Raw genomic sequence first — 21,944 nt, 5'->3', positions numbered from 1 at the left:
GAGGTTGAGAATTTTTTGAGAAACGTTTATGATGGTGTAGTAGGGGGAAACAGAAAAATTGGAGGAGGTATGATATCAAATGTATCGTTTATTAATCGTAGATGATGAACGGGCAACCCTGAATGGACTGTGCAATTATATTCCATGGGATCAAATGGGGTTCATCGTGGAGGGAAGCGCGGCCAATGGAAAGGCTGCTCTTGCATATCTGGAGAATCATACGGTGGACGTGCTTTTATCCGATATCCGCATGCCGGTGATGGATGGCATAGAGCTGGTCGCAAGGGTCCGGGAGCTGGGGTATGACATGGAATGTGTGTTTTTAAGCGCGCACAGAGATTTTGAGTATGCGAAGAAGGGGCTGCAGTACGGGGTCCTGGATTATATTTTAAAACCAACCAAATTTGGAGATATCAGGGAAGTGTTCGGGCATGTCAGGGAAAAGCTGGATGAAAAGCGGAAGCGTGAAGAGTTCCGGGAAGAGAATATGGGAAAGGATGTGATCTCCCTGGTAAAGAAGTATGTGGAGTCCCATGTCCGCACCGCCAGCTTAGAGGATGCCGCGGATTACGTCAATATGAATGCCCAATATTTAAGCAGGCTGTATAAGAAAAAAAGCGGACAGAACTTCTCCGATTACGTCATGGAGGTGAAGATGAAGGAATCCCAGCGGCTTCTCAAGGACTCCCGTTATCGGATCAGAGAGGTCAGCGAGATGGTCGGATATACCAATGAAAAAAACTTTGCCCGCGCGTTCCATCTGTTCTGTCAAATGAGTCCCAGAGAGTACCGCGACAGTCAGACCGGCAGTCAGGCGAATGGAGGAAAAAATCATGAGGCAGAGATTTTATAAGCATAAATACTTTTACAATATGCTGATCAAATTCCTTCTCCCGGTTCTCCTTTCCATCACGGTAGTCGGCGGAGTGGGAACGGCTGTGGGATACTCCTATTTAAAAACCGAGCTGGATCAGACGAACCAGAAGCTTCTGCAGTCTACCCTGTACAGTACGGAGCTGATGTTAAGCGAACTGGATTCCCTGATGCTGGCCTTTGATATTAACCCGGGGATTATCAATAAATGCTATCACGTATTGAATACAGAGTCCCTCGGCTACCAGGAGCATCAGGATTTAACTACCATAGAAACGTTTATCAATGCCCCGGTCAACGCCAGGCAGTACATAGACAGTATTTATATCTATTATCCCAACCCCTATAACCGGTTTATCCGGTCTAACAACAGAGGGGGAATGCTGGGAATTGGGATAGACGAGGGATGGCTTGAAAGCTATCAGGTGCATAAGGATAAAGATAAGACCTGGAGTGAACGCCGCAGGTTGGGAACCACAGGCCGGGATTTAATTACCGTATACCAGATGATGGACTACGACGGTGTGATCATTCTCAATCTGGATGCACGGTATATGAAAGAACTGCTGGATTCCGCAAAGGTATTTTCCAACCAGTCTGTCTTTATCTGCAGCCAGAACGGAGATGTCCTCCTTCAGACAGGCCCTGTCAGTCTGGAGGAAGCACATGGAAAGGATTCTGTTGTCTATAGCATGGATTCAGAACGGTATCAGTGGTCTTACCAGTCGGCCATTCCCAAGATTGAATTTTACAGGCTTCCGCTTCTGATTGTCAGATACACCTTTGTATGTATTTTGCTGGTTACGTTTTTAGGCATTCTTCTGGCTTATGCGGCCACCCGCCTCAGCTATCGTAATTTTGAGACGCTTCAGGAGCTGATGGAGGCGGCCAGAGAAGGCAAGGATATTCACGAATATGAAGTAAAAGAGTCCTCTGACTATTTCGCATACATCACCAGACAGATGATACAGAATTTCATCGAGCAGGATTTCTTAAGGGTCCAGTTATCGGAGCGGAAATACAAGCTCCGCGCTACGGAGCTGCTGGCGATGCAGTCACAGATGAATCCTCATTTTCTGTATAATACGCTGGAAACCGTCAACTGGAAGATCATGGAACAGACGGGAAAGCGCACGGCGGCCAATGATATGCTGGAAGATCTGTCCGAGATTCTGGTTTATTCGCTGGATGAAAGAGAGCAGGCCACCCTGGAGCAGGAGATTCACGTAACGGAATGCTATATCAAGATCTTAAAGGAGCGGTATGGCGAATTATTTCTGGTGGAATGGAGCTATGAAGAGGAGGTGCTTGCAATTCCCGTCGTAAAGTTTGTCCTTCAGCCGCTTTTAGAGAATGCTGTGAATCATGGGATCAGGGAAAAAGAGGGCGGAACAGGCAGAATACGGATAAAGATATTTGTGAAGGGGGAAAAACTGCATATTCATGTGGTGGACAATGGAGCTGGTATAGAGAAAGAAAAGCTTACCCGTCTGCGAAAAGGGCTGGAAGAGGGCAGGCTGGGTGACAGCCATATCGGAATATTCAATACGAATAAAAGGCTGCAGCTTGCATATGGAGAAAGCTGCCAGATGAAGATTACCAGCAGAAAGGGCGAAGGAACTGTGGTTATGCTGGTGATACCAATGTCAAGAAATGAGGTAGAAACAGCAAAGAATGATACGTTCTCTTTAAATTAGTCAATCGATGATGTAGTTATCTCGACTTGGACAGGTTGTATAAAAAAAGAGATTTATTTATACTTTTCTTATGAACATTTCCAAGATGAAACGCTAATGAAAAGGAGGAAAAGGAATGAAACGATGGGGGAAACGGGTTACAGCGTTATGTCTGACAGCCGGAATGGTGATGCTTACCGGATGCAGCGCGGCACAGCCGGAAAAGGCCGCAGATACGACGACGACGGCGGCAACGGGGGATACGGCAGCGCCAGCCACAGAGAAAGGGTCGGCTGAAAACACGGACGCAGCAGGGCAGGAGGTGTCTTTCCGGTATGAGTGGTGGGGAGGCAGCGCTACCCATGAGGCCTATACGAATCTTCAGGCAGCTTATAAGGAGCTCCATCCGGAGGTTACGATCGAGCCGGAGTATTCCGCCTTTGACGGATACCAGGAGAAGGTAGTTACCCAGTTAGCCGGCGGCACGGTGGCGGATTTATTCCATATCGATGCGCCCTGGATGATGGAGTGGGTCGGCAGAGGAGATTACTTTACAGACCTTTACCAGCAGGATATTCTGGATTACAGCAGCATCGGTAAAGAACTCCTGGACCAGTACTGTGTTTTTGACGGGAAGCTGCTGGCTGTTCCCATGGGGGTTCAGTGTTCCGGTATGCTGCTGAATACGGTGGCTGCTGAAAAATACGGATTAAAGATAGATCATCAGCTGACATGGGAAGAGATCATTGAACTGGGAAAAGAGCTTCATGAGAAGGATCCTGACGCCTATTTCTTTTCCGCAGACCATGGACATGTGCTGAATGCTTTGCTGGCGATGATAAAGCAGCGGACCGGCGGTCAGGTGATCAATGATGACTTTACGATTGCATTTACCAAAGAAGATTTACTGTATGTGTATAATCTTATCAAACAGGCCTATGAATCGGGTGTTTTCGAGCCTATGGGGGAGGCGGATCTCTATTACGGTTCTTCCACACCTAATCCCAAGTGGATCAATGGGGAGGAGATTGCCTGCCTGGTGTGGAACAGTGAGTTTACCAAGGTCGATGATTTGCTGGAGGGAAAGGATGAGGCGACTATGATCCTCTGGCCAACCATAGGCGAAGGGGCAAAGCAGGGGTCTTCCCAGATTCGTCCCACCTATCTGGTCGGATTGAGCAATTCTTCTAAGGTACCGGATACTGCGCTGACGTATTTAAACTGGCAGCTTAATGATCCGGAAGCGGCTAAGATTCTCGGGTCTGTCCGTGCAGTCCCGACCACGGAGGCCCAGCAAAAAGCAGCTGTGGAAAATGGAGTGCTGAGACAGCCGGTTATTGATGCTCTGGATGAAGCTTACGGCAATGTCCAGGCCAGGGACAACGGTCCGTCGCAAAACAGTGAGCTAAGAGATACCCTTACCGACGAATTCTCCAAGGTTGCTTATGGGATGGCGACTCCGGAAGAAGCGGTAGAGTCGACTTTTACTGCTCTGGAAGAGGTTCTGCAGAGAATTAAAAAGTAAAGAAGAAGCTGCCGCACGGAAGAACGCAAACCGTGCGGCAGCGGCTTTACCGGCGAAAGGAGAATTGCAATGGGCAAAAAAATAAAAAGCTTAAGCCGTATTGAGGGGCTTATTTACATATCGCCATGGCTCATAGGCTTTCTGGCGCTTCAGCTCTATCCGTTTCTGGCATCACTATATTATTCCTTCACGGATTATGCCATGGTGGGGAATCCCAATTGGGTCGGATTGGAGAACTTTATAACTATTTTTAAGAAGGACAGAGAAATCTGGCATTCTCTAAAGATTACACTCATTTACGTTGCCATAGCGGTTCCGCTAAAGCTGGCGTTTGCTCTGTTTATCGCCATGCTGCTGAATCTGCGGGTAAAGGGAATCGGCATCTTCCGTACGGTATATTATCTGCCGTCGATCCTGGGAGGCAGTGTGGCAATCGCTGTACTGTGGCGCTTCCTGTTCTCAGGAAACGGTACCATCAATACCATGCTTTCCTGGTTCGGCATCAAACCGGTGGGCTGGCTCAGTAACCCCAGGATCGCACTGTTTACGCTTAGTCTGCTGGCAGTCTGGCAGTTCGGGTCTTCTATGGTGGTATTCTTATCCGCCCTTAAAAATGTGCCTGCCGAGCTTTATGAATCGGCCAGAGTGGACGGAGCAGGCAGCGTCAGGTGCTTCTGGTCTGTCACGATCCCCCTGATTACCCCTACGATCCTTTTTAATCTGGTTATGCAGCTGGTCTCCGCATTTCAGGAGTTTACGGGAGCGTTTGTCATCACTAACGGCGGCCCCATGAAGTCCACATATCTTTATATTTTGAAGGTGTATGATGAAGCCTTTAAGTATTACAAAATGGGGTATGCCTGCGCCTTGTCATGGATTCTGTTTGTGATTATGATCACAGTTACCCTGGTGATTTTCAAATCATCCAACTTATGGGTATTTTACAACGATGGAGGTGGCGCCAGATGAAAAAGAAAATAAGGCGGGGCGTGATGTATCTGTTTCTTATAACCGTGGGAATCGTCCTCATTTATCCGCTGGTATGGATGTTCTTTGCCACATTTAAAACGAATGCTGAAATCTTCGGCTCTTCCGCTCTTCTGCCTACCCATATAAGTCTGAATGCCTATATCGAGGGCTGGAAATCGGGCGGAGGCGTATACAGCATGGGACATTTTATGAAAAATACGTTCCTGCTGGTGGTCCCCAGCGTGCTGCTGACCGTCATATCCAGCACTTTGGTAGGGTATGGATTTGCCAGATTTGATTTCCCATTCAAGGGATTTTTGTTCGCCATGATGCTGTCGACCCTGATGCTTCCCGGTACTGTGACCATGATTCCCAAATATCTTATTTTCAATAAGATGGGCTGGCTCAATACCTACCTGCCTTTTATCGTACCCGCTGCCCTGGGAAGCTCGGCATTTTTAATCTATATGGTACTGCAGTTTATACGGGGAATTCCAACGGAACTGGATGAGTCGGCAAAGCTGGATGGCTGCGGTTCTTTGCGAATCCTGATCTATTTAATCGTGCCGCTGGCAAAGCCGGCGCTGGTATCCTGCGTGATTTTCCAGTCACTATGGAGCTGGAATGATTATTTCAATCCCCTTATATACATCAACAGTACGAAGAAGTTTCCGATTTCCCTGGGGCTCCGGCTGATGCTGGACAGTGCCGGAAAGAATGCCTGGGATCAGATCATGGCCATGTCGGTCGTGGCGATTCTTCCCTGTCTGATCCTGTTTGCCGTCGCGCAGAAAACATTTGTGGAAGGCGTGTCCACGGCTGGACTGAAGGGGTAGCGAAGAAGACATGTTAAGGAGCGGAGCGATGGAGGGTAAGTTCAATCAACAGGAATTAGAGAAGATCAGAGAATGGGTATACGGCCATAAAGAGGAATTAAAAGAAGATTTAAGACGGCTGGTGGCTGTCCCAAGTGTCTCCGAACCGGACAGCGGTGAGAAACCGTATGGGAAGGAATGCAAAAAGGTATTGGAGGAAATGATGGCGATCGCTGCCTCATACGGCCTTACAGCGACCAATTATGAATACCACTTTGCCGGCATGGGACTGCGCCCTTACGTCTATGGGGAAAATGCGATCTCTGTCTGGAACCATCTGGACGTAGTGGCGGCGGGAGACGGCTGGACCTTCCCGGCCTATGAGATGAGCGAGAAAGACGGTTTTCTGATCGGAAGAGGAATCCAGGACAATAAGGGACCGGCCGCCGGCGCACTGTACGCGCTGCGGTATCTGAAGGAAGAAGAGGAGCGCCTGGGACTCCGTCATAATTTTGTACTCTTTACAGGCTGCAGCGAAGAGCGGGGCATGGAGGATATGGAGTACTTTATGAGCCATTACAAGATGGACGGCTTTCAGCTGGTGGCAGACTGTGCCTTTCCGCTGGGACATGGGGAAAAGGGGATTTTAAATCTTACTTATGAAAAACAGCTGGAGCCGGACAGCCTGATACTGGGGCTGTCCGCCGGCAGCAGTGTGAATTCCATTCCGGGAGAAGCACACATCCGGCTCAAAAAGGTTCCCGGGCTTATGGAGGCCCTGCAGCATGTGGGAAAGAATGGGATCACCGTGGAGGAAGAACCGGAGAGTCTGAAGGTGGAGGCGCTTGGAATTGGGGGCCATGTCGGATTTCCGGAAGGAAGCGTCCATGCGCTGTATGTCCTGACGGAAGCGCTGCAGGATCTGGAATTCTTTCAGGAAGAAGACAGAAGGCTGTTTCAGTTTCTGTGCAGGATGAACGGTGATTTCCATGGTAAAGGTGCTGGAATCGCATGTGAGGATGAGCTTTCCGGAGCACTTTGCGGAGCGCTGAACATAGCGCGGTATCAAGAGGACGGATCGAAAAAGTACGTATGGATGCAGTCGGATCACCGTTATCCGATTACCGGGTCTGCGGGGGCAGAGATTGGAGAGCGGCTGGTGCGTCTGGCCAGTCTTTACGGCTGTAAGGCTGTCATAAAAAAGGATGAGAAGCCCTATTATCTGGACCCGGAGAGCGATACGGTGAAAACGGTGATGAGCGCTTACCGCGCGGTAACAGGAAAGGACAGCAGGCCGTTTACCATGAGCGGGGGAACCTATGCCAGAAAACTGCCGAACGCCGTATCGTATGGCATGTCATTGGAAAAGAAGAGAATTTATCAGGATCCGAAAAGACCGGGCGCATCGGGCGACTGTCACCAGCCTGACGAGTCTCTGGACTTTTCCCAGCTTTTGGAGGCTGTTGTCATTTATATTGCCACCCTGCTTGCACTGGATTAAAGAAAATCCCACGCATTGATTCGGGGATAATCAGGAGGAATTGTGATGAATAAGAGAGAACGTGTATTAGCGGCACTGAATAACGAGGAAGTGGACTATGTTCCGGGCTGTTTCTGGCGGCATTTCCCGCCGGAACAGAGCCATGGAGAGATTTTTATCAGAGAGCAGATCAAATTTTACAGGGATATGGATCTGGACTTCTTAAAAATATCCTGTGACGGATATTTTGGCTGGCCGGAAAAGACGCTTATAAACCTGGAGAGCGCCAGGCAGCTTTACGAGATGAAGCCGATCGGAAAGGATCACCCCTTTATACGGGAGCAGGTCGAGCGGGCGAAAGCCATTGTCAGGGAATTAAAGGGAGAATGCTGTATTTTTTACACCATGTTCTGTCCGTTGTCTTATCTGCGGCTGGAGGTGGGCTGGGATAAAATGATGGAATGCATGAGAGAAGATCCGGATGCGGTCCGCTACGCCTGTGATATCATAGCGGAGGATGTCTGCAGCCTGGTGGAGGGATTACTGGAGGAGGCCGGATGCGACGGCGTATTCTATAGTGTTCAGAACGCAGAGATCACCAGATTCACCTATGATGAGTACCGCAGCTGGGTAACGCCAAGCGACAAAAAAGTGCTGGCGCAGGCCAATACGCCCGGGCATTATACGATTCTCCACTGCTGTGGCTGGGACGCGGATGAGGCGGGAACCACCAACCGGATGGAGGTATGGAAGGATTATGAGTCGGCTTTAGTCAGCTGGGCCATGTATGTAGACCATCTGGATCCGGTGCAGATCCGGGAATTCTTCGGAGGAAGAGCGGCGTGGGGCGGTTTTGACAACCGCAGATGCGGAGTGCTCTACAAGGGGGACAAAGAGGCGATAGAGGAAGAGACAAGACGGATCATCGCGCTGGGCGGCAGAAAAGGTTTTATATTGGGGCCGGACTGCAGCCTGCCGGACGATATCGATCCGGAACATATCAAATGGGTGCTGGAAACAGCAAGGAGGTGTATCTGATGTATCAGGCAAACGAAAATCGTTACGGACAGATGAAGTATTTTCACTGCGGGAGCAGCGGGCTTAAGCTGCCGGCCGTATCACTGGGATTGTGGCATAATTTTGGAAGCAGGGATAATTTTGACAATATGAAGGCAATGTGTTACACTGCATTTGACCATGGAATTACCCATTTTGATCTGGCCAATAATTACGGTCCCGTGTATGGAAGCGCGGAAGAAAATTTCGGCAGAATCATGGAGCAGGAGCTGCATCCATACCGGGATGAGCTGGTAATCAGCACAAAAGCCGGGTACGATATGTGGCCGGGGCCGTATGGGGATGGAGGAAGCAGAAAATACCTGATCTCCAGCCTGGATGCCAGCCTGAAACGGATGAAGCTGGACTATGTGGATATTTTCTACCATCACCGCATGGACCCGGATACGCCTCTCGTGGAAACCATGATGGCTCTGGATCAGATCGTCAGGAGCGGAAAAGCTCTGTATGCGGGCATTTCCAATTACGATCAGGAGCATACGAAAGAGGCAATGGCGATACTGGCAGATTTAAAGTGTCCGTTTATCATCAATCAGAGCAGCTACAATATATTCGACCGCCACATCGAGACAGACGGATTAAAGACGTATGCAAAAACTCACGGCTGCGGCATTATCGCATTCAGCCCTCTGGCCCAGGGGATGCTGACTGAGAAGTATCTTCATGGAATCCCTGAGGACAGCCGGATCAGACGAGACGGACGTTTCTTAAAGGAGAGTGCGCTGACTGAAAAGCGGTTGTCCCAGATCCGTGCTCTTCATGAAATAGCGGAAGGAAGGGGGCAAAAGCTTGCCCAGATGGCACTGTCCTGGGTATTAAGAGACGGTGACGTGACGAGCGTGTTAATCGGTGCTTCGAGGCCGGAGCAGATTGTGGAGAATATAAAAATAATCGACAGGACAGAATTTTCAAAGGAGGAGCTGGAGGCAATTGAAGAAATCTGTAAATGAGAGAGTAAAAGAGGCCATGAAGGAGCAGGGCGTTGACCTGCTCCTCATAACGCCATCCTCAGATATGGTTTATCTGCTGGGAAAATGCATGATGTCGGATGAGCGTCTGAATGTTTACGTGGTGCCGGCGGAAGGGAGAGACTTCCTGTTTGTCAACGACGTATACGGACAGGAGGTGGCCGGATGGGGCATTCCGGAAACAGAAGTGGTTACGTGGAAGGACGGCGAAAATGCGGTCTCCTTACTTCTGGAGCAGTTGGAGAAAAAGAGGCTTCCTTACGGGAAAATAGGTATCGGCGCATCAATGCCGGCTGGATTCCTGGTTCCGCTGCAGGAAGCATTTGCCCGAACACGCTTTGTCCTCCATCGTGAGATCCTGGGCCGGATGAGACGATATAAAAATGAACAGGAACAGAGCCTCATGGAGGAAGCCTGCAGCAGATGCACGGAAGCGTTAAAGGCGGTTATGAAGGCCGGCAGCGGCTGGATTGGTAAAACGGAGGGAGCGTTTGCCGATGCCCTTTGCAGGGAGATGGAGCAGCGGGGGATATCAGAGGCAGGAGCCCTTGTCTGTGCGGGAGCCCATGCGGCGGTGCCTCATTATACGGGAAAAGATGGCATCATTTCAGCAGATGCGTGTCTTCTGGTGGATTTCGGAGGCAAATACAGGGGATACTGTTCAGATATGTCGAGAACCTTTTATTTCTGCGGAGAGAACGATAAGAGACGGGAGTTCGAGGCCGTGTATGGAATCGTGCTGGCGGCGCTGGAGGCCGGACAGGGTGCGGCCGTCCTGGGCGGACGGATGGAGGATGTTGACAACGCGGCGAGACGTGTGATCGCTGAAGCCGGCTACGGGAAGTATTTCACCCACAGGACAGGGCACGGGATCGGAATCGATACCCACGAGGAACCGTGCGCTGCTTCCGGTGATAAAAGTGTGATCGAGCCCGGACTCGCGTTCTCCGTGGAACCGGGCATCTACCTGCCCGGAAAATTCGGAATCCGAATCGAGGACCAGATATTTATGACGGCGGACGGCGCCAAAGTTCTCCATGACTATCCACGGAATGAGTGGCTGGTGTGCTGGTGACGGGCGGTGTTTTGCAATAAGGTGCGATATGGGAAGTATTTATATGCAGTATTTATGGCATGGAGGAAATACAATGGATTGTGCAAAAGTAGGCCGCTTGATTATGCAGTTCCGAAAAGAAAAAGGAATGACGCAGCAGCAGGTCGCAGACCTTTTAGGAATCAGCAACAAGACTGTCTCCAAGTGGGAGCGTGGTCTGGGCTGTCCGGATGTATCGCTGTGGGATGATCTGTCCACGGTGCTGGGTGCCGACATATTAAAACTGATTCAGGGAGAATTGAGTCCCAACCGTCCGGATGTGGGCAAGCTGGAAAAAACACTCTTCTATGTATGTCCCACCTGCGGCAATATTCTTGTAAGCACGGGAACCGCGTCGATTTCCTGCTGCGGGAGAAAGTTAAAACCGTTAATTCCGGTTTCGTGCTCGGAGGAACATAAGGCTGTCCTGAGGGAAATTGACTTGGAGTATTATGTGACCGTGAATCATGATATGCGCAAGGATCATTATATTTCTTTTGCTGCCCTTGTCTACCATGACCGTATCTATTTAAACCGGCTGTATCCGGAGCAGAACCCGGAATTCCGACTGCCGATGGTAAGGAAGGGCGGGTATTTATATCTTTACTGTACACAGCATGGGCTGCAGAAGTGCCCGATCGCGCAGATCACCAGGGAACATGAAAGGATCACGGACTGAAAGAGCTGTTATCAGAGACGGCGGTTTTGAGTAAAATCAAAATCGCCGTTTTTTTCTATTTTTCTGTTGACATTTTCCTAAAATGTGGTATTGTTTAACTAGAAATATTAATTAATTGAATTAATACATAAACCGAAGGAAGAAATTAATTCAAAAATAAAAAAAGAAGAGGAGAACAGCGATGAAATTTTTTGTTGACACAGCGAAAGTGGAGGATATCAGAAAGGCAAATGATATGGGAGTTATCTGTGGAGTAACCACAAACCCATCTCTGATTGCAAAAGAAGGAAGAGACTTTAACGAGGTTATCAGAGAGATCGCTTCCATCGTAGACGGACCGATCAGCGGCGAAGTGAAGGCTACCACGACAGACGCAGAAGGCATGATTAAAGAGGGACGTGAGATTGCTGCGATCCATCCGAACATGGTAGTTAAAATTCCGATGACAGTAGAAGGCTTAAAGGCCGTTAAGGTGCTGACCGCGGAAGGCATTAAGACAAACGTAACGCTCGTATTCAGCGCGAACCAGGCACTGCTGGCAGCCAGAGCCGGTGCGTCCTATGTATCTCCATTCTTAGGACGTCTCGATGATATTTCCATGCCAGGCATCGATTTAATTGAAACCATTGCAGAAATGTTCAACGTGGCGGGAATCACAACCGAGATCATCGCAGCAAGTGTCCGCAATCCGATCCATGTCATTGACTGTGCCCTTGCCGGAGCCGATATCGCCACCGTTCCTTACAGCGTAATTGAGCAGATGACAAAGCATCCGCTGACAGATCAGGGAATCGCAAAATTCCAGGCTGATTATAAGGCAGTATTCGGAGAGTAAGAGGAGGACACGGGATTGAGCGACTATCTGGAACTAGAAAAAACAGCCAATGAGATACGAAAAGGCATCGTGACGGCGGTTCACAGCGCAAAGTCCGGCCATCCGGGCGGATCACTGTCGGCAGCGGACTTATTTACCTGGCTCTATTATAAAGAAATGAACATCGATCCGGAACAGCCTTTAAAGGACGACCGTGACCGTTTTGTATTATCGAAGGGCCATGTGGCGCCCGGATACTACTCCACACTGGCACACCGTGGATTCTTTCCGGTAGAGGATTTGAAGACACTGCGTCATACCGGTTCCTATTTACAGGGACATCCGGACAGAAAGCATATTCCAGGCGTGGATATGTCCAGCGGTTCTCTGGGACAGGGAATCTCTGCTGCGGTCGGTATGGCACTCTCTGCGAAACTGCAGAAGAAAGATTACCGTGTTTATACACTCCTTGGCGACGGGGAGATCGAGGAAGGCCAGGTCTGGGAAGCTGCGATGTTCGCAGGTCACAGAAAGCTGGATAATCTGGTCGTAATTGTGGATAACAACGGACTTCAGATCGACGGCCCGGTGGATGAGGTTTGCTCCCCCTATCCAATTGACAAGAAATTTGAGGCATTTAATTTCCATGTAATCTGCATCGACGGCCATGACTTCGCCCAGATCGAGCAGGCATTTGCAGAGGCAAGAAATACAAAGGGAATGCCGACCGCCATTATCGCAAAAACCTTAAAGGGCAAGGGAGTTTCCTTCATGGAAGGAGCTGTAGCCTGGCATGGTGCCGCTCCAAACGACGAGCAGTATCAGGTGGCAATGGCAGATTTGGAGAAAGCAGGTGAAGCGTTATGCCAGAGATGAAAGAACAATCCGTAAAGAAGATCGCTACGAGAGAAAGCTATGGCAGCGCTCTTGCGGAGCTGGGAAAGCTTAATGACAAAATCGTGGTCCTGGATGCCGATCTGGCAGCCGCGACAAAGACGGGAGTTTTCAAGAAGGTATTTCCGGAACGCCATATCGACTGTGGTATTGCGGAATGCAACATGATGGGCATTGCCGCCGGCCTTGCTGCAACAGGCATGGTTCCATTTGCGAGCACCTTCGCCATGTTCGCAGCCGGCAGAGCGTTCGAACAGGTTAGAAACTCCATCGGATACCCGCATTTAAATGTAAAGATTGGTGCGACTCATGCAGGAATCTCCGTCGGTGAGGACGGCGCGACACATCAGTGCAACGAGGACATCGCTCTGATGAGAACGATCCCCGGCATGGTAGTGATCTGCCCGGCTGATGACGTGGAAGCGAGAGCCGCCGTCAAGGCCGCGGCCGAGTATGAGGGCCCGGTTTATATGAGGTTCGGCCGTCTGGCTGTGCCGGTGATCAATGATAATCCGGAGTATGAATTTAAGATCGGAAAGGGCGTAGTCTTAAAAGAAGGCAGCGACTTGACCATCGTGGCTACCGGTCTGGAAGTTGGCCACGCACTGGAAGCTGCAAAGCTTCTGGCCGTAGACGGAATTGACGCCGAAGTGATCAATATTCATACCATTAAGCCTCTGGACGAAGAGCTTATCGTTAAATCCGCGAAGAAAACTGGACGCGTGGTGACTGTGGAAGAGCACTCCATCATAGGCGGACTTGGAAGCGCTGTCTGCGACGCCCTGTCCGAGAATGCTCCGGTACCGGTCTTTAAGATCGGCGTACGTGACGTATTCGGCGAGTCCGGCCCGGCTGCGGAGCTGATTCATAAGTATGAATTAGATGCAGAGGGAATATATAAGCAGATTAAGAGTAAGTGGTATTAAAAGAAATAGCAGCAAGAGCAGCAATAGGAAATGAGCAGCAGGCCGTGATATGGAAGAGTTGGTTCCCATATCGCGGCTTTTTTGCGTGAAAGGAGAGCGAAGATTTTACGCAAAAGCGATTAGGCAAGACGGCTTTTACTGTATCGTGGATCAAGTTCATAAACTGCACATGGAGACTCGTGTCTTTAGACATGAGAGGAATTGTGCCCGTCCTGACTCTTTCGCGAGCCCCTTCTCCTTTTTGTTTTTTAGTTTTTCAAACATTTGTTTGCTTTTTTACTTCTATGTGTGGTAAAATGTACTCGGTCCATAAATCTATTATGAGGTATAAAATCTATGAAATCTATTACTATTACTGCTAAAGTCAAACTATACCCTACATCAGAACAGATGATTATTTTGAATAAGACCCTGTCCGTTATCCGGGATGTGCTGAACTTTGTCTCCGCATTCGTTTTTGGACAGGAAGGCATCCGCTATCTCGAATTAAACCATGTCTTATACTATCCGGTCAGGCAGCAGTTTGGACTCCGCTCTCAGATGACACAGAGTGTATTTAAGACCGTCCTTGCAAAATATAAATCCATGAAAAGCAATGGACACCCCTTTTCGAAAGCATCTTTTCGAAACTTCGAGTATGATCTTGTCTGGAACCGGGATTACTCCATATCGGGTCAGTCCATTAGCTTAAATACCCTTTCCGGCAGGCTGCATATCCCCTTTGAATTAAAAGGGATGGAACACTGGTTTCGTTCCGGCGGACACTTTGGCACTGCTAAACTGATTCGGAAAAACAGGAAATATTATCTGCATATTCCGGTCACCCTGGAAGTAGAAAGTATGAACATCTTAAACCATATCGTTGGAATTGATCTGGGTGTGAACCATTTGGCAGTTTCCTTTGATGAGGAAGGGAACACCAGGTTCTTTTCCGGCCGCGCAGTCAAGGAAAAGCGCGCGAAAGCACTTGCCCTGCGAAAACGCCTGCAGGCATGTGGGACAAAATCAGCAAAGCGGAAGCTGAAAAAGCTCCGTGAGAAAGAAACCCGTTACGTAACCGCGGTAAACCATGCGGTTACGAAGGCACTTATCTCACAGTATGGAGCCGGAACGCTTTTTATTATAGAAAATTTAACCGGGATACGCACTGCCACAGAACACGTCCGTTTAAAATCCCGGTACGTCATGGTCTCCTGGGCATTCGATCAGTTCCGTGAGATGCTGGAATACAAAGCCGCGCTGTCACAGTCAGAAGTACTTGCGGCAGACCCGAAGTACACCAGCCAGAGCTGTCCGGTCTGTGGTAATACGACAAAGGCTAACCGTAACAGAAAGAGGCATGAATTCTGCTGTACTGTATGCGGTTACCGAAGTAATGATGACCGTACCGGAGCCATAAACATCTACCGTAAAGGATTTAACACTCTGTTCGCAGAGGCCTGTTAGGCAGAACCGAAGCAGGCGGGCTGCCGTCAATCAGCCTATTGTAGCCAGCGTTTGAGGTAGGAGACATGAATAACATGTCGTACTACGTGTAGTTGAGTTACAAGCCCGTGCCTGGGCCTGCCCCGCTTCATCGGGCATTAGACATGGGTAATTGACAGATTTGTAAGAAAAATATAAAACAGCATGCATTGAAATTGTGAGAGTATAGTGGTATAACCTAAGTAATAAGTAATAAGTAATAAGTAATAAGTAATAAGCAATAAGCAATAAGCGATAAGTAATAAGCAATAAATAATCAGTAGTAAGCAGCAGGTATCAACCATCAAAAATCAATCAACAAGCACAGCAGACAAACATCAATTGGCGTAAGCCGAAAGGAGATATCCTATGAATGAGTATACATTATCACAACAATACGCCCTGGTTGGTCTGGATGGCCAGGATTCCATACATATAACCACAGCCAAGAGTGCGGTCTGCCGCGGAATTGCGGCTGCAAAGATTCTGGAGAGGCTTATATTATCGGATCATCTGGATTTAGAGGCTGTAAAAGAGGAACTGGAGGCAGAATTTAAAGAGATTCGCGGCATCGGCAGGAAGGAAGCCCACGGTCTGGAGACTGAGATGGCGGAAGTATTGAAGGCCAAGGGCGTCCTCGATGAGATACCGGATATTCTGGCGTGCGATATTAACTATAGCAGCATGAATATGGACCTCAGAACCTACCGCAGCGACGGAACGGAATACCAGCGTATCGTTGAAGGCGTCCGTGCTGAAGTCCTGGAGGACGGCGCGGTGACCCTGGAATGTGTATGTCTGGTGTGGCTGTTACGCGAGAGCGGATGTATCCATGATATATTTTCCGTTCAGGAGCAGGAGAGACTGTCTGCCCGTATGATCGAACTGGCAGAGCAGGATCCGGTTGTCAGAGTGGTCTGGGATTCAGACATTTACCGGTGGACGGAAAAACTGTCGCAGCAGCTGCTGAGTGCGAAAAAGAATATCTTTAAAAACCCGTATATGGAGGGAGTCAATCTCTTATTTCCATTTTTGGACAGAAGACAGGCCGTTTTTATCGATTTCGTTGTTCTTGGAACGAACGTGGCGGGCAGGCGTCTGGCAATGATGACCTATCTCTCCGAAAAGGGCCACTATGTAGAAGAAGTCAAAAATGGCTCAGAGACGCTCTTAAAGGTAGATAACTATTATTACCGGGTTTTCCCAATGACAAGGGTCTATTACAAAATACCGGTTCAGGGGGCAAATCTGGTTCCGGTTTACAGGTAGGTGATGGAATGTCAAGACAGAGAAGCATGGAAAAGATCAGCAGCTCTGAGTATGTGTCGATCGGAGAACTGTCCAGGCTTACCGGCTGCCGCTACAGTACACTGAAGTATTATACAGAAGAGGGCATGCTTCCTTTTGAGCAGGAGGAAGAGAATCTCACAAGGCGCTATCGGCGGGTCGAAACTGTGGAACGGATAGAACGTATCAGAAGGCTAAAGGAAAGTGGAAAGATGATACCGGAGATTAAAGAATTGGTAAAGAATAAATGACGAAGACGCGCAGATCCCGCACATAGACGGCTCAGGAATGCCGGTGCGGGATTTCCTGTGCGGAAAATAAGCCGGGACAGACCGGGAAGCAGAGGCCGACAGGGCTGCGAACTATAACGCAAGTCAGAAAGTTAAGGAAATAGTCATTGACATTTTTAGAAATCCGTTTTATAGTATCCATAGAATAAAGAGGGCGTACAGTCCTTTATGAGCAAAGGAGTGGTTGTTATGTTGGCAAACGAAATGAAAAGGGTGAAAACAAGATAACGATAGAATAGACAGGGACTGGCGTATAATAGCTTTATTTTGCTGCGCACGGCTTGTTGTCGTGTTTTTTTTGTACCATTTTTCGGGATTCCGGGGAAATGGGACGTATGGCCCTGTCGGCTCATAAAGGAGATTATGATTTGGAAAGAGAAAATTGCATATTGATCAGCAACGGTAAAAACTGGATTGAACAGGCGGCGATCGACCAGCTTCATGGAGTCGCGAATCTGCCGGGAGTGGTGAAGACGGTAGGGCTGCCGGATCTGCATCCGGGAAAGACTCCTGTAGGAATGGCGGTGTTAAGCAGGGAGCGGTTCTATCCCCATTTAATCGGCAACGATATCGGATGCGGGATGAGTCTGTTTTCCACAGGAGTGAAGCAGAAGAAATTCCGTATGGATAAATGGGAATCGAGGCTTAACCAGGTTCGGGAGCTGAGCGATATTCCGTGCGATAACCCTTATGAAGAAGTTTGCCCCATCAGGGATTTGGGAACCATCGGCACAGGAAACCATTTTGCAGAGTTTCAGTGTCTGGAACACGTTTACAGAGAAGAGGAGGCCAATCGCCTGGGACTGCTTCATGGGTGCCTTATGTTACTGATCCACAGCGGTTCCCGGGGATATGGGCAGGAGATTTTAAACCGGTATTATTCGCCGGAAGGGCTGGCGGAAGGCTCGAAGGAGGCGGAGGACTATTTGAAGGAACACGACTCGGCGATTCTGTGGGCCGGGAGGAATCGCATAGTGACTGCGAAAAAGCTGCTGGCCTGGCTGGGTGTGGAGAGGGAGGTAACCCCGCTTTTGGAGAGCTGTCATAACTATCTGGAACGGACGGAGGATAGCTGGCTTCACCGGAAGGGAAGTGTATCGACGAAGCAGGGAGCCGTGGTTATTCCGGGATCCAGGGGAAGTCTGACCTATGTATGTGTACCGGCTGCGGACACGTCCGTTTCCCTGGACTCTGTGTCCCATGGCGCAGGCAGAAAATGGGCCAGAAGTATCTGCAGGAGCAGGATTGACCAGAAATACGACAGGGATTCCATCAGAAGCACAAAGCTTAAGAGCCGTGTAGTCTGCCATGATACCAATTTACTGTTTGCCGAGGCGCCGGAGGCCTATAAAAATGTGGAGCAGGTGATCACTTCCCTTGAGGATTACGGACTGATTACTGTTGTTGCGACGCTGCGGCCGCTTATCACATTTAAGGGTTAGGGGGCTGCGCATGAGAATACAGATAAGTTCCGGCCAGGGGCCGGCAGAATGTGAACTGGCGGCAGGCCTGTTCTATGAGGAATTAAAGAAGGAGGCTCCCGATATCCGGCTGATTTCCTTCACACAGGGAAAGAAACGGGAGGGATTTTCCTCGATTGTGTTTGAGACAGAACACGATTTTACCGGCCTGGAGGGCAGTGTACTGTGGATTTGCAGGAGCCCGTACCGTCCGGAGCATAAACGGAAGAACTGGTATGTGGATGTGAGTATTTTAGAGGCGGTGCCGCGGGTGACAGAGGAGAAACTGGTCCGTTTTGAGACCTTTCGAAGCGGCGGAAAAGGCGGCCAGAATGTGAATAAGGTGGAGACTGGTGTCCGTGCCATCCACATTCCCACAGGAACCGCAGTGGTATCCACGGAGGCCCGGAGCCAGCATATGAATAAACAGATTGCATTGAACCGCCTGTGCGAAATTCTGGCGGAAATGAACATGGAAAGCGGACGAAGAGAAAAGAATCTGGCCTGGATGGAACATGCCAGACTGGAGCGTGGAAATCCGGTTCGGGTATACGAGGGAAGATCGTTCCGGCTTAAGACGGAGAAAAATGGGGGATAAGACAGATGGAACAGGAGACAAGATGCGGCTGGTGCCTGATCAATGAACCGATGATCCAGTATCATGACAGCGAATGGGGCGTACCGTCTCATGACGACGGAAAGCACTTTGAGTTTATGCTTATGGAGGTCATGCAGTGTGGGCTTAACTGGAACATGATGATACAGAAGAGGGAAATATTCAGAAAATGCTTCTGTGACTATGACTTTAAGCGGATTGCAGAGTTTGGTGAGGAGGAGATCGCTGAAATCCTTCTCGTCCCCGGCATGATCCGTTCCAGAAGAAAAATCATGGCAGTCATACACAATGCCAGACAATTTATGAAGGTGGAGGAGGAGTTTGGCAGCTTCGACCGGTATCTTTGGGGCTTTACGGATTATAAGACGTACGTTTACCGCAGGCACCAGGAGGGCGAGGCGGAAGCGAGGAACGAATTATCGGATCAGGTGAGCGCAGATTTGAAAAAGCGGGGCTTTAAGTATATGGGGTCCATCACGGTATTTTCTCATCTGCAGGCCTGCGGCATTATCAATGACCACCATCCGGATTGTTTTAGGTATGAAGCGCTGCTGAAAGAGACGGAATGGGAGTATCAGTAAGAGAGAGGGCAGGAGGGCATTTGAGATGCAGACCGATAGAATGAATAGAAAATGAAAATGAAAAGCGAGGTGCCGGATGGCAAAAAAGGAAACTGTAACGCAGGAAGATTTATTTGAAGTGCTTGAAATGATAGAACAGCTGGGAATCCGTTACTGGCTGGATGGCGGCTGGGGTGTGGATGCGCTTGTTGGAAGGCAGACGAGAGAACACAGGGATGTGGACATCGATTTCGATGCCGCATATACCGAGAAATTACAGCAGAAGCTGGAAGAAAAAGGGTATGAAGTAGTAACAGACTGGAGCCCTGTCCGTATAGAGCTGTACCACCCCCAATTGAGCTATATCGATATACACCCGTTCGTCTTAAAGGAAGACGGAACCGCAAAACAGGCCGGCTTAGAAGGCGGATGGTATGAGTTTGAGGCCGATTATTTTGGCTGTGCCGTTTTAGACGGAAGAGAGATACCGTGCATCTCAGTGAAGGGGCAAAAGATTTTTCATACCGGTTATGAGCCGAGGGAAGTGGATAAACATGATATGAAAAATATTGAAGAACTGATGAGCGGCGTCTTGTAAAGCGGGCTTGATGCAGCAATTTAAAGGATAAAAAACAGCAGGGAGCGACGATATCGATCGTCGTTCGCCTGCTGTTTCGTTATGATACAGATGTACGGCACAACGTACAAAATGCAACCTCCCAAGGTCTCGCCGCAGGCGGGCGGAAATTCACCTCTGTTTATTCCTGCGGCGTGATATTTGACTCTGTTCGTATTCCAGAAATTCCCTAGTCCGGCTCCAGTAACGGATGCCCCAGTTTTCAAAATTCCATTCTTCCATATAATCGTTGCACTCATAATCAATATAATACAATGCGTCGTTCTGAACCACAAAATTGGCAGGAAAGTAATCGATACTCGTGTTTGCCGGGTAGAGCCTGCCGCACATATCCTCGATCTGGCGGAAATAAGCCGGCTTCACCTGATCGCAAAGAACCAGATCGTCGTATAACGTATCATAAGTCCTTGTGCATATAGCACGCGCTATCCACACCAGAACTGTGCCTGCGAATATCAGGCACTCTATGCACAAGGACTTACAATACGTTATACTAGATAGGAGTAGCCGCCTTTTCCCTTACCCAGGAGGCGGATAACCCGGTATTCCTTCTGATTGACTGTCAATGTCTAAGGCATGCGACCGTCTTCCAGCTTCTCGATGAAGTGGACCGGATACTTGTTCCAGTATTTTTTGTAGATGCGGTCCTGGTCTCCGTCAAAATTAAGCTGATACATCCGAAATATCACCAGAATATCTTTGGGCTGCCACTGCTCCTCATAAGAGTACTGATAGATCATGCCGATCTTCTCCATGACCCGGCCGCTTCCCGGATTCTCACGGTCATGAGTGGCGGTAATGTAGGGTAAATCTGTGGTTGTTAGTTTCCGGATCAGCGCCCGGCTGGCTTCGGTCATGATTCCCATCTTCCAGAACTCTTTTTTCAGACCGTATCCCAGGTCGTGGCTGTCGTCATCGCTGACGTTGATATATCCGATGGGGATATCATCTGTTTTGAGGCAGACCGCGTAGTGGTAACCGCTGGGCTGCTCGTAAGTACTTAAATAGTGTTCTTTGAGATACTGCCCGGCCTCCTCCAGCGATGTCAGCGGGAACATGGGCAGAAACTGATTGACTTCGGGATCGCTGAGTATGGTGAACAGCGCTTCGGCGTCACGCTCTGTAAATCGGCGCAGCCGCAGGCGTTCGGTTTCAATGACAGGAGTATTATCCATGTGTGTCTCCTTTTTCTGATGATTTTTTATTCGTGTAAGGGTGAATTTTTCTTTACCCCGTCTTAACTCACTCTAATGCCCCCAGAGATTCTGCGCCACCTGTACGGCGGATTTATCTGCGATTTCCGCGATCATTTCTTTGGATTCTTTCATGCCGTTGTTGATCCAGCAGCGCAGAACTCCGGTCAGGCCGAAGGTGATGAACTCGATGAAATAGGAGAGCGTCACATCGTCGATTCCGGGATACTGTTTCTTGAAAACAGCGGTTCCGTTGTCAGAAATGAGCTGGTGGAAGCGGTTGACGAAATCACTGGATGCACTGTTTTCAAACAGAATTCTGGCAATTTTTACGTTTTCTTCAATATATTGTATAACAGGCAGCAGGATGGGCATCAGCGATCCGTTCTTTGGACTGCACAGGAAATTATCAATCATATCCTGAAAATCAGCCAGTACGTCGGATTCCATCTTCTGCAGCAGATCGTAAGTATCGGTGTAATGATTGTAGAAGGTTCCCCTGTTTAGATCCGCCCGTTCCGTGATGTCCTTGACGGAAATATTTTTAAAATCTCTCTCGGTCATCAGCTCAATCAGGCTGTCTTTTAACATTTTCTGGGTCCTGCGGATTCTCCGGTCCTCTTTCTGTGATTCCATATTCTTCTCCTC

Annotated in this window: 23 protein-coding genes; 20 read left to right on the top strand and 3 right to left on the bottom strand. The window is 49.0% G+C overall.

Annotated elements, in window-relative coordinates:
* Nucleotides 1-79 precede the first annotated feature (79 nt).
* The 20 genes from H8S80_RS21075 (at nucleotide 80) to H8S80_RS20980 (ending at nucleotide 20,064) form a co-directional block, all read left to right on the top strand.
* A complete protein-coding gene (locus H8S80_RS21075; protein WP_002603232.1) occupies nucleotides 80-853 on the top strand; it encodes a response regulator transcription factor in 774 nt (257 codons plus the stop codon).
* Entirely contained in the window at nucleotides 834-2,570 is a 1,737-nt protein-coding gene (locus H8S80_RS21070) for a sensor histidine kinase (RefSeq protein ID WP_002603233.1), read from the top strand. The genes H8S80_RS21075 and H8S80_RS21070 overlap by 20 nt, the downstream gene beginning before the upstream one ends.
* 115 nt (nucleotides 2,571-2,685) lie before the next feature.
* Nucleotides 2,686-4,074 carry an ABC transporter substrate-binding protein gene (locus H8S80_RS21065; protein ID WP_117630956.1) on the top strand — a complete coding sequence of 463 codons (1,389 nt, stop codon included), beginning with the start codon at nucleotides 2,686-2,688 and terminating at the stop codon, nucleotides 4,072-4,074.
* A gap of 69 nt (nucleotides 4,075-4,143) precedes the next feature.
* Nucleotides 4,144-5,043, top strand: coding sequence for a carbohydrate ABC transporter permease (locus H8S80_RS21060; RefSeq protein WP_002603235.1), 900 nt, complete (start codon nucleotides 4,144-4,146; stop codon nucleotides 5,041-5,043).
* Nucleotides 5,040-5,879, top strand: a complete 840-nt coding sequence (locus H8S80_RS21055) for a carbohydrate ABC transporter permease (RefSeq protein ID WP_002603236.1) — start codon at nucleotides 5,040-5,042, stop codon at nucleotides 5,877-5,879. Before H8S80_RS21060 ends, H8S80_RS21055 begins: the two co-directional genes overlap by 4 nt.
* Before the next feature lie 28 nt (nucleotides 5,880-5,907).
* Nucleotides 5,908-7,359 (top strand): Sapep family Mn(2+)-dependent dipeptidase, encoded by a 1,452-nt coding sequence (locus H8S80_RS21050; protein WP_181987889.1) that lies wholly within the window; start codon nucleotides 5,908-5,910, stop codon nucleotides 7,357-7,359.
* A gap of 45 nt (nucleotides 7,360-7,404) precedes the next feature.
* On the top strand, nucleotides 7,405-8,376 hold the full coding sequence (locus H8S80_RS21045) for a uroporphyrinogen decarboxylase family protein (RefSeq protein ID WP_002603238.1): 972 nt from the start codon (nucleotides 7,405-7,407) through the stop codon (nucleotides 8,374-8,376).
* Nucleotides 8,376-9,365, top strand: coding sequence for an L-glyceraldehyde 3-phosphate reductase (gene mgrA / locus H8S80_RS21040; RefSeq protein WP_270466844.1), 990 nt, complete (start codon nucleotides 8,376-8,378; stop codon nucleotides 9,363-9,365). The genes H8S80_RS21045 and mgrA overlap by 1 nt, the downstream gene beginning before the upstream one ends.
* A complete protein-coding gene (locus tag H8S80_RS21035; protein WP_117630954.1) occupies nucleotides 9,346-10,458 on the top strand; it encodes a M24 family metallopeptidase in 1,113 nt (370 codons plus the stop codon). The genes mgrA and H8S80_RS21035 overlap by 20 nt, the downstream gene beginning before the upstream one ends.
* Nucleotides 10,459-10,531: 73 nt before the next feature.
* Nucleotides 10,532-11,155 carry a helix-turn-helix domain-containing protein gene (locus H8S80_RS21030; RefSeq protein ID WP_117630997.1) on the top strand — a complete coding sequence of 208 codons (624 nt, stop codon included), beginning with the start codon at nucleotides 10,532-10,534 and terminating at the stop codon, nucleotides 11,153-11,155.
* A 181-nt stretch (nucleotides 11,156-11,336) separates the two neighbouring features.
* Complete coding sequence (gene fsa / locus H8S80_RS21025) at nucleotides 11,337-11,990, top strand: fructose-6-phosphate aldolase (protein ID WP_002603243.1); 654 nt, start codon at nucleotides 11,337-11,339, stop codon at nucleotides 11,988-11,990.
* Nucleotides 11,991-12,005: 15 nt separating this feature from the next.
* The gene (locus tag H8S80_RS21020; protein ID WP_117623571.1) at nucleotides 12,006-12,845 is read left to right on the top strand and encodes a transketolase; all 840 of its coding nucleotides are present in this window, start codon (nucleotides 12,006-12,008) and stop codon (nucleotides 12,843-12,845) included.
* Nucleotides 12,833-13,789, top strand: coding sequence for a transketolase family protein (locus H8S80_RS21015; RefSeq protein WP_181987888.1), 957 nt, complete (start codon nucleotides 12,833-12,835; stop codon nucleotides 13,787-13,789). The genes H8S80_RS21020 and H8S80_RS21015 overlap by 13 nt, the downstream gene beginning before the upstream one ends.
* Nucleotides 13,790-14,125: 336 nt before the next feature.
* A complete protein-coding gene (locus H8S80_RS21010) occupies nucleotides 14,126-15,235 on the top strand; it encodes an RNA-guided endonuclease InsQ/TnpB family protein (RefSeq protein ID WP_002603246.1) in 1,110 nt (369 codons plus the stop codon).
* 387 nt (nucleotides 15,236-15,622) lie between these two features.
* On the top strand, nucleotides 15,623-16,522 hold the full coding sequence (locus H8S80_RS21005) for a hypothetical protein (protein ID WP_117630951.1): 900 nt from the start codon (nucleotides 15,623-15,625) through the stop codon (nucleotides 16,520-16,522).
* Nucleotides 16,523-16,530: 8 nt separating this feature from the next.
* The gene (locus tag H8S80_RS21000; RefSeq protein WP_117630950.1) at nucleotides 16,531-16,791 is read left to right on the top strand and encodes a helix-turn-helix domain-containing protein; all 261 of its coding nucleotides are present in this window, start codon (nucleotides 16,531-16,533) and stop codon (nucleotides 16,789-16,791) included.
* Between the two features lie 407 nt (nucleotides 16,792-17,198).
* Nucleotides 17,199-18,272: an RNA ligase RtcB family protein gene (locus H8S80_RS20995; RefSeq protein ID WP_117630993.1), complete on the top strand. Its 1,074-nt coding sequence runs from the start codon at nucleotides 17,199-17,201 to the stop codon at nucleotides 18,270-18,272.
* A gap of 10 nt (nucleotides 18,273-18,282) precedes the next feature.
* Complete coding sequence (gene prfH / locus H8S80_RS20990) at nucleotides 18,283-18,888, top strand: peptide chain release factor H (RefSeq protein ID WP_002603250.1); 606 nt, start codon at nucleotides 18,283-18,285, stop codon at nucleotides 18,886-18,888.
* Nucleotides 18,889-18,893: 5 nt separating this feature from the next.
* A complete protein-coding gene (locus H8S80_RS20985; RefSeq protein WP_117630949.1) occupies nucleotides 18,894-19,487 on the top strand; it encodes a DNA-3-methyladenine glycosylase I in 594 nt (197 codons plus the stop codon).
* 76 nt (nucleotides 19,488-19,563) lie between these two features.
* Complete coding sequence (locus tag H8S80_RS20980) at nucleotides 19,564-20,064, top strand: nucleotidyltransferase domain-containing protein (RefSeq protein WP_117630948.1); 501 nt, start codon at nucleotides 19,564-19,566, stop codon at nucleotides 20,062-20,064.
* A gap of 150 nt (nucleotides 20,065-20,214) precedes the next feature.
* Here H8S80_RS20980 and H8S80_RS34345 read toward each other — a convergent pair whose 3' ends face one another.
* The 3 genes from H8S80_RS34345 to H8S80_RS20965 form a co-directional block, all read right to left on the bottom strand.
* Nucleotides 20,215-20,538, bottom strand: coding sequence for a hypothetical protein (locus H8S80_RS34345; RefSeq protein ID WP_243007854.1), 324 nt, complete (start codon nucleotides 20,536-20,538; stop codon nucleotides 20,215-20,217).
* 134 nt (nucleotides 20,539-20,672) lie between these two features.
* Nucleotides 20,673-21,278: a GNAT family N-acetyltransferase gene (locus H8S80_RS20970; RefSeq protein ID WP_117630947.1), complete on the bottom strand. Its 606-nt coding sequence runs from the start codon at nucleotides 21,276-21,278 to the stop codon at nucleotides 20,673-20,675.
* A 72-nt stretch (nucleotides 21,279-21,350) separates the two neighbouring features.
* Nucleotides 21,351-21,932: a TetR/AcrR family transcriptional regulator gene (locus H8S80_RS20965; RefSeq protein WP_002603254.1), complete on the bottom strand. Its 582-nt coding sequence runs from the start codon at nucleotides 21,930-21,932 to the stop codon at nucleotides 21,351-21,353.
* Nucleotides 21,933-21,944 lie beyond the last annotated feature (12 nt).

The organism is Hungatella sp. L36, from assembly GCF_014288035.1.
Note: the sequence above shows the minus strand (reverse complement) of the source record. Positions and strands in the feature narration are given on the sequence as shown.

Bases quoted from the DNA above. Each gene is read 5' to 3' on its own strand.
- prfH (WP_002603250.1), top strand. From the start codon at position 18,283: ATGAGAATACAGATAAGTTCCGGCCAGGGGCCGGCAGAATGTGAACTG.
- H8S80_RS21015 (WP_181987888.1), top strand. From the start codon at position 12,833: ATGCCAGAGATGAAAGAACAATCCGTAAAGAAGATCGCTACGAGAGAA.
- H8S80_RS21050 (WP_181987889.1), top strand. From the start codon at position 5,908: ATGGAGGGTAAGTTCAATCAACAGGAATTAGAGAAGATCAGAGAATGG.
- H8S80_RS21060 (WP_002603235.1), top strand. From the start codon at position 4,144: ATGGGCAAAAAAATAAAAAGCTTAAGCCGTATTGAGGGGCTTATTTAC.
- H8S80_RS21010 (WP_002603246.1), top strand. From the start codon at position 14,126: ATGAAATCTATTACTATTACTGCTAAAGTCAAACTATACCCTACATCA.
- H8S80_RS21055 (WP_002603236.1), top strand. From the start codon at position 5,040: ATGAAAAAGAAAATAAGGCGGGGCGTGATGTATCTGTTTCTTATAACC.
- fsa (WP_002603243.1), top strand. From the start codon at position 11,337: ATGAAATTTTTTGTTGACACAGCGAAAGTGGAGGATATCAGAAAGGCA.
- H8S80_RS21005 (WP_117630951.1), top strand. From the start codon at position 15,623: ATGAATGAGTATACATTATCACAACAATACGCCCTGGTTGGTCTGGAT.
- H8S80_RS20965 (WP_002603254.1), bottom strand. From the start codon at position 21,932: ATGGAATCACAGAAAGAGGACCGGAGAATCCGCAGGACCCAGAAAATG.
- H8S80_RS21045 (WP_002603238.1), top strand. From the start codon at position 7,405: ATGAATAAGAGAGAACGTGTATTAGCGGCACTGAATAACGAGGAAGTG.
- H8S80_RS21000 (WP_117630950.1), top strand. From the start codon at position 16,531: ATGTCAAGACAGAGAAGCATGGAAAAGATCAGCAGCTCTGAGTATGTG.
- H8S80_RS21065 (WP_117630956.1), top strand. From the start codon at position 2,686: ATGAAACGATGGGGGAAACGGGTTACAGCGTTATGTCTGACAGCCGGA.
- H8S80_RS20985 (WP_117630949.1), top strand. From the start codon at position 18,894: ATGGAACAGGAGACAAGATGCGGCTGGTGCCTGATCAATGAACCGATG.
- H8S80_RS21070 (WP_002603233.1), top strand. From the start codon at position 834: ATGAGGCAGAGATTTTATAAGCATAAATACTTTTACAATATGCTGATC.
- H8S80_RS20980 (WP_117630948.1), top strand. From the start codon at position 19,564: ATGGCAAAAAAGGAAACTGTAACGCAGGAAGATTTATTTGAAGTGCTT.
- H8S80_RS21075 (WP_002603232.1), top strand. From the start codon at position 80: ATGTATCGTTTATTAATCGTAGATGATGAACGGGCAACCCTGAATGGA.
- H8S80_RS21030 (WP_117630997.1), top strand. From the start codon at position 10,532: ATGGATTGTGCAAAAGTAGGCCGCTTGATTATGCAGTTCCGAAAAGAA.
- mgrA (WP_270466844.1), top strand. From the start codon at position 8,376: ATGTATCAGGCAAACGAAAATCGTTACGGACAGATGAAGTATTTTCAC.
- H8S80_RS20970 (WP_117630947.1), bottom strand. From the start codon at position 21,278: ATGGATAATACTCCTGTCATTGAAACCGAACGCCTGCGGCTGCGCCGA.